The sequence below is a fragment of the Acinetobacter sp. C15 genome (assembly GCF_013420645.1).
Taxonomy (GTDB): Bacteria; Pseudomonadota; Gammaproteobacteria; order Pseudomonadales; family Moraxellaceae; genus Acinetobacter; species Acinetobacter indicus.
The window spans coordinates 52,827-59,779 of the sequence record NZ_VOXR01000019.1; the positions used below are offsets into that span (position 1 = coordinate 52,827).

The following is a 6,953-nucleotide window of genomic DNA, read 5'->3' on the forward strand; positions in this document are numbered from 1 at the left end:
TAGGCTATGCATGACGCAATACAAAAAATTTCTCAATTATTCATTCAATTAAAATCACGACTCACGTTAGAGCAAATTTATAATGGGGTAGTGGTCAGCATTATTGTCATTATTCTCCTGTTATCTTCCATTGCACTTTATCGCCCGGTCGGGTCCGTACAATTTCAGAATATTGAGTATCTGTCACAGCAGTCGATGTATCCTGAAACTCAGGAGATGGCTGTGCGCTTAATGCAGCAGCCACAGGTGCGTTATGGGCAATATCTTAAATTGATGCAGGCCCATCAGATGGAACTGGGTCAGGCAAAACAACTTCCTCCTCTGGATGTGGAGGCATATTAATCGCCGGAATATCTTCAATCTGAGGAAGCGATTGACTGCTGGTGGTCTGTAAATTGTGTTGTAAAACTTGTTCTAAAGCCGCTTTGTCTAAACTTTCACTGACTACAATCACGGTCAGATGTTCCGGATGCAGATGCCGGCGTACCGCAGCTTGCACATCTTCGGCGCTAATTTTACTGAGCTGCACTGAATATTCACTCAGGCTCTGTGCCGATTGTCCATAAAATCCCAAACTGCCGAGCTGGGCATTAATACTGGCATTGCTGCTGTAATGGTTGGGATAGGCTCTTAACAAGCCGTTTTTGGTTTCTTCCAGCTGTTTCGGATCAATCGGTTCACGGACAAAATCGACCAGTGCCTTATGCGCGACACGAATACTGTCCATCAGTTGATCTTGCCGGGTTGAGTAGCTGATGTGAAATACACCCGGTGCCTGACTAAAACTCATGCTGCTGGATGCGCCATAGGTATAGCCGCGTTTTACCCGCAGTTCTTTCATCAAAACAGAATGAAAGCCGCTACCGCCGAGCATACGATTGGCCACTTCTAGAGCCAGCCGGTCTGGATCATGACGTGTGGTGCCAATATGACCGAGCACAATATGCGCCTGACTGGACTGATAGGGCATGTGTACAATCTGAAAGCCATTTGCTGTGATGGGTGTGGGGAGTGGTGCAGCCGCCTGACCTTGCGCTAAGTTGCCGGCAATACGTTCTGCCAGATTTAAAGCTGCTTTGGCCTGCATTTTTCCGGTAATGGCAATATTCATATTCTGCGCCACCAGAAACTGCTCACGGAACTGTTGCAGATGTTTGGGCTGAATCCGCTGAATACTGCCATTGGTGCCGTTAATTGGCTGGGCATAAGGATGTTGCCCATATAAGCTGCGATACAGCTGAATCTCCATCATCCGGCTGGGATTTTCTTTCAGCTGTTTTTGCCCCAGCTGGTTATTGCTGACCACCATGCCAATACTCTGTTTTTCAAAGGTGGCATGTTTGAGCAGTTCCATCATCATGGCTAAAGCCGGTTCCAGTTTTTCCGGGTCAGACAGCACCCGTAATTTGACAATAAACATATCCCGATAGGCTCGCGCACTAAACTGCGCACCGACCTGTTCAAACACGGCAGCCACTTGTTGTGCGTTATATTTGGGCGTGCCTTCATCTAAGAGCTGGGCGGCCATATTGGCCACGCCGTATAAGCCGCTTTCAATTTCCCGATCACGCGCGGCACCGGCATTAAAGGTCAGCTGTATATCCAGAATTGGCAAGTCCTGTGTTTCCACAAACAGGGTTCTGACCTGATAACGGTTGTTCAGGTCATGCACATAAGGCGCGCGATAATCCAATTTCTGCTGATTAATATTTCTGAGACTTTGCAGCAGCGGCAGAGATTGTAAGGTATTTGGATTTTCATCCACTTCGGTGGTGGTATTGACATTGGCCTGCGCAGAACTGATCGCAAATAAGCTGGCCACCAGAACGCAGGAACGGAAATAGGGCATGTCGGTATCCTTTAGGGTGACTTGCTGTGTGGACGCAAATATAAGGTGGTCAAATTGTCACGCACAAAATAGACATTGGCGACGCGTTGAATGTCTTGCGGGCGTACGGTTTCAAAATGCTGAGGTAATTCATCCATCAGGCGATAACTCAATCCGTTGACTTCCAGATTGCCCATCATCTTGGCCTGTCCAGCCAGATCATCCTGACTATAAAGCAAATTCGACACAAACTTGGCTGTCACGCGTTTCACTTCCTGTTCATGCACCAGCTCGGTTTTTAGGCGTTCAATTTCAGCCTGAATCGCCTGTTCGGCTTGGGCCAGATCCACGCCATCCACCGGTAAAGCTGAAATGGTAAACAGGCTGTCGCCACGATTATACGGATCATAGCTGACGCTTAAGGCACTTAAGAGTTTTTGCTCACGAATCAGACGCTGCTGCAGGCGCGAAGAAATGCCGCTGTCTAATAAATGCTGAATAATGGTGAGCGCATAGGCATCTTGCGGATTGGTCGCAGTCGTTAGCGAACGGACATTCCAGGCCATATACAAATTCGGCACCTGAACCGGAAAATTCAGTTCCATGTGCCGATAGCCCAGACGTTCAAATTCGCGGACATCATTGCGGGCTGGCAGGCTGCGCGCTGGAATATCTGCAAAGTATTTTTGTACCTGGAGCAAAGCCGCTTCAGCATTAACATCGCCGACAATAATTAAAATGGCATTATTCGGGCTATACCATTGCTTGTACCACTGACGTAAATCCTCCAGCTGGATATTTTGCAAATCTTTCATATGCCCAATAATCGGCTGGCGATAATGACTGGTCGGGTAGGCAATCCATTTAAACCGTTCAAAAGCCAAAGCGCGCGGATTGTCATCGGTACGCTGGCGCCGTTCTTCCATCACCACTTTGATTTCGGTGGCAAAATCCTGCTGGCGCAGCAATAAATTACGCATCCGGTCGGCTTCAAGCTCCAGCGCCATCGGAAAATAGGTTTTTGGATACAGCTGATAATAATTGGTGTAATTGGTAAAGGTCGAGGCATTGACCCGGCCGCCGTAAATCCGGCTGAGTCGGGTAAACTCATCATTCGGCACTTTATGTGTGCCTTTGAACATCATGTGTTCCAGTGCATGGGAAATGCCGAGTAGATTTCCCGACTCATCACTGCTACCAACTTTGTACCAGATTTGAGTCATCACCATCGGCGAACGATGATCTTCACGAATAATGACTTTTAAACCGTTTTTTAACGTGGTTTCAACGGTACTGCGTGCCAGCTCGCTTTGGGTACTGGCCGCCAAAGCGCTCGATGAGAAACCGATCAGAAGTAGGGTAAGGGCGAAACGTTGTTGTTTTAAATGATGAACCACAGCAGGCAAAATTTTATTGTTCAGTATCACAAAGATGATCCGCAATGCATCTGTATTTGCTTTCATTCTTCAGAAACGGGGCAGTGAAAGCAAGGGAATCCTGTAACTTTTTGCAGCCTGCGACACATGATTGGCAATGACAAGTCAAAGCGGGCAGTTTATGTTAGAATCCAACTTTTTTAACGCACTGCTTTTCAAGGATTCGGCATGCAACAGCAATCTAATGGGCAAAATAAATTTTTGATTGATGCTGATATCGGGGATGACGATGTCACTTTACCAAGTTTACCTGTGGTAAATGTACCTATCGTTGAAACACCTAAAGTAGAACAAGCACCTGTTTCTGCGCCTGTAGCCACAGAAGCAGCTGAAGAGAAATCAAAAGGCGGTTTCTTCAGCCGTATGAAAGAAGGGTTAACCAAAACCCGTAAAAACTTTGCCGATGGGATGGTCAACATCTTAATTGGTGGTAAAGAAATTGATGATGAACTTTTAGAAGAAGTTGAAGAGCAATTGCTGGTGGCCGATATTGGTGTCGATGCCACCAAAACCATTATTGCCAACCTGACTGAACGTACTGCGCGTGGCGATCTGATTTATTCACACTCGTTGTATAAAGCCTTGCAGGAAGAGCTGGTGGCTTTACTGGCGCCGCGTGTTAAACCGTTACATATTGATTCGAATAAAAATCCGTATGTCATTCTGGTGGTGGGCGTGAATGGTGTGGGTAAAACCACCACCATTGGTAAGCTGGCCAAACGTTTACAAGGTGAAGGCAAGAAAGTCATGCTGGCCGCTGGTGATACCTTCCGTGCCGCAGCGACTGAACAGTTGCAAATCTGGGGCGAGCGTAATGATGTTGCTGTGGTCGCGCAAGGTCATGGTGCAGACAGTGCCTCGGTCATTTTTGATGCCTTTGAAAGTGCGCGTGCCAAAGGTATGGATGTCTTGATTGCCGATACTGCAGGGCGTTTGCATAACAAAGGTCATTTGATGCAGGAACTGACCAAAGTCAAACGCGTGATGCAAAAAATTGATGCCACTGCACCGCATGAAGTGATGCTGGTGGTAGATGCCGGTACCGGTCAGAATGCGATTAACCAGGTTGAAATGTTTGATGAAGCGGTCGGCTTGACCGGTCTAACTATTACCAAACTGGATGGTACCGCCAAAGGTGGTGTGCTGTTTAATATTGCCAGCCGTACCCATGTGCCTATCCGCTTTATTGGGGTGGGTGAAAAAATTGATGACCTGCGTCCATTTTCAGCCAAGTCCTTTGTGGCAGCGCTGTTTGAAACAGACAAATAAGCAGCTCAAAAACTCCGCGATTTGCGGAGTTTTTTTATATATCCTTTAAACTGGAAGAAAACCTAATAATTGATCTAAACCTAGAGCAGGAATGATGCTCCATCCGCTTTGACGTGCTTTAAAATTTAACTTGTTTTCATAAAATCTACGATAAGCGCGGTTATTGTTCCATAAATGCAACACATTGTTATAAAACTGGGGCTATTTTCCAGCCCAGGCAGCCGTTAAGATAAATCCATCTGTTATAAACACAAGACCATACCAAGGAAAAAGATATGTCATTTAAAGATCATTTACTTAAACGCCGTACCATTTACTCAATTGGTAAAAATGTGGCGCTAGACGAAGCGAAAATTGAAGAAATTATTAAAGAAGCCGTTCGTTTAAGCCCATCTTCGTTTAACTCGCAAACTTCACGTGTGGTGATTCTGTTTGGTGAGTCACATGCCAAATTCTGGGAAATTGTACGTGAAACCTTGCGTAAAATGGTGCCGGCTGAAAACTTTGCATCAACTGACAGCAAAATCAGCAGCTTTGCCGCAGGTTTTGGTACTGCGTTATTCTATGAAGACCAAGATGTCGTGAAAGCACTGCAAGAACAGTTTGCACTATATGTAGATAACTTCCCGGTATGGTCAGAGCATTCAACAGGGATTGCCCAGTTTGCAACCTGGATTGCGCTGGCAGAAAACAACATTGGTGCATCGCTACAGCATTACAACCCGATTATTGATGAAGAAGTTGCGGCGACCTTTGATGTACCAGCCAACTGGAAATTAAGAGCGCAACTGGTGTTCGGTTCAATTGAAGCACCAGCGGGTGATAAAGAGTTTATGAATGATGCAGATCGTTTTAAAACTTTTCACTAAGTTGCATAGCTAAACCAAAGAAAGGGCGCATTCAGCGCTCTTTTTTATGGCAAAACGACACTAAAAAGAGAGAAATTGGGCTTTCCCCATTTTTGTCATAAAACTGTCATTTCAGCGCTGCATAGTGCAACTAAAATTGAACAATCGACTAGAGTGAACAGCATGGCTTTACGTTTATCCTTCGCAGCACTGGCTTTAAGTTTAAGTAGTACAGCTTTTTCCGCAGTGACCATTACGGCACCGGAAGAAATTAAGGTTGAAGGTTTAAATGGTCAGGAAGTGAAAAGCCGTCTGTTTAGCAGTAATCATAACTATAGCGTGCAGCCTGGCGAGAATGTGCTGAGCGTACGTTATGTACAGTTTTTTGAAGAGCATCCGGGCATTGGTTCACACGATATTGTACGTTCGGGCATCGTGCATATTAAAACTCCTGTTTTACAAGATAAAGCCACATACCGTTTAGGGCTGGTGAATCCACCAAAAACGCATGATGATGCCAAGGAGTTTGCCAAGCAGCCGGTATTCGGTTTATTTGATGCGAAAAATCAGCTGCTGGTGCAGCAGGCTGGAGCCAAAGATTTAAACCGTGGCATTTTACAAAACTTATTTAGTACTTCTTCAACAGAATCTGCGCAGGCCGCACCTGTATCGGTGACACAACCAGCAGCGGTGTATAGTCCGCAAGCAGTCGTGACAACCAAACCCGTTGCAACTGTTAGCAATGTTGCCGGTGCAGATCAGCAACTGATTCAGCTGTGGCAACAAGCGTCTAAAACAGAACGACAAAAATTTATGTCGTGGCTGGCAGAACAGGCCAATTAAAAACCGCAATAAAATGAAAAGATTATAAAACCAGCTTCGGCTGGTTTTTTATTTATAGATTTAAAGTCTAAGTGGACTACTTTATTTTTATAATTACTTAGCTAAACTTAGTAATACAGATGAAATATGCAGCAATCTGGTTTAAAAATAACCAGACAGGTACTTTTTTCTTAAAACTTTATAAAATGTGCTTGCAAAGCTTTTAAATTTCTCTAGAATGCACCCCATACCGACGAGATACACGGTGATGAACGAGGCGGATCGCTGAGTTGTCGAGTGTTTTGAGTCCAGCTTCTGGCACCGACGAGGTGTTGGAAAGATCATTAAGAGATTATGAAGAACAACTTGTGTGGATTTTTACTGGTTGATTAATCGAATATATTTTCATTAATTGATTGGTTTAAATTACTCGAAGTTTATTTGAGCGAATTTAAGTCAGAAATTGATGAGCCAAGATTGGCACCCTTTAAGGTGCTACAAAGTATTAAACTGAAGAGTTTGATCATGGCTCAGATTGAACGCTGGCGGCAGGCTTAACACATGCAAGTCGAGCGGGGATAGGGTGCTTGCACCTGATTCCTAGCGGCGGACGGGTGAGTAATGCTTAGGAATCTACCTATTAGTGGGGGACAACATTCCGAAAGGGATGCTAATACCGCATACGCCCTACGGGGGAAAGCAGGGGATCTTCGGACCTTGCGCTAATAGATGAGCCTAAGTCGGATTAGC

Annotated in this window: 6 protein-coding genes and 1 rRNA gene; 5 read left to right on the top strand and 2 right to left on the bottom strand. The window is 45.3% G+C overall.

Annotation, left to right across the window (positions count from 1 at the left end; translation table 11 throughout):
• The first annotated feature begins 6 nt into the window (after window positions 1–6).
• The gene (locus FTT63_RS09240; RefSeq protein WP_005178398.1) at window positions 7–342 is read left to right on the top strand and encodes a hypothetical protein; all 336 of its coding nucleotides are present in this window, start codon (window positions 7–9) and stop codon (window positions 340–342) included.
• Here the strand turns inward: FTT63_RS09240 and FTT63_RS09245 are convergent.
• Both FTT63_RS09245 and FTT63_RS09250 read right to left on the bottom strand, forming a co-directional pair.
• Window positions 266–1,849 carry a pitrilysin family protein gene (locus FTT63_RS09245; RefSeq protein WP_180192192.1) on the bottom strand — a complete coding sequence of 528 codons (1,584 nt, stop codon included), beginning with the start codon at window positions 1,847–1,849 and terminating at the stop codon, window positions 266–268. The two genes, FTT63_RS09240 and FTT63_RS09245, sit on opposite strands and share 77 nt — an antisense overlap.
• Before the next feature lie 11 nt (window positions 1,850–1,860).
• Complete coding sequence (locus FTT63_RS09250) at window positions 1,861–3,177, bottom strand: M16 family metallopeptidase (protein WP_373685674.1); 1,317 nt, start codon at window positions 3,175–3,177, stop codon at window positions 1,861–1,863.
• A 255-nt stretch (window positions 3,178–3,432) separates the two neighbouring features.
• On the opposite strand from FTT63_RS09250, the gene ftsY reads away from it, so the two are divergent.
• From ftsY to FTT63_RS09270, 4 genes are all read left to right on the top strand, one after another.
• Window positions 3,433–4,533, top strand: coding sequence for a signal recognition particle-docking protein FtsY (gene ftsY / locus FTT63_RS09255; protein WP_180192193.1), 1,101 nt, complete (start codon window positions 3,433–3,435; stop codon window positions 4,531–4,533).
• 275 nt (window positions 4,534–4,808) lie between these two features.
• Window positions 4,809–5,402, top strand: coding sequence for a nitroreductase family protein (locus tag FTT63_RS09260; RefSeq protein ID WP_180192194.1), 594 nt, complete (start codon window positions 4,809–4,811; stop codon window positions 5,400–5,402).
• A 162-nt stretch (window positions 5,403–5,564) separates the two neighbouring features.
• Window positions 5,565–6,224: a DUF2057 domain-containing protein gene (locus FTT63_RS09265; RefSeq protein WP_005178385.1), complete on the top strand. Its 660-nt coding sequence runs from the start codon at window positions 5,565–5,567 to the stop codon at window positions 6,222–6,224.
• A 486-nt stretch (window positions 6,225–6,710) separates the two neighbouring features.
• Window positions 6,711–6,953 (top strand): 16S ribosomal RNA (locus tag FTT63_RS09270); the annotation flags it as partial.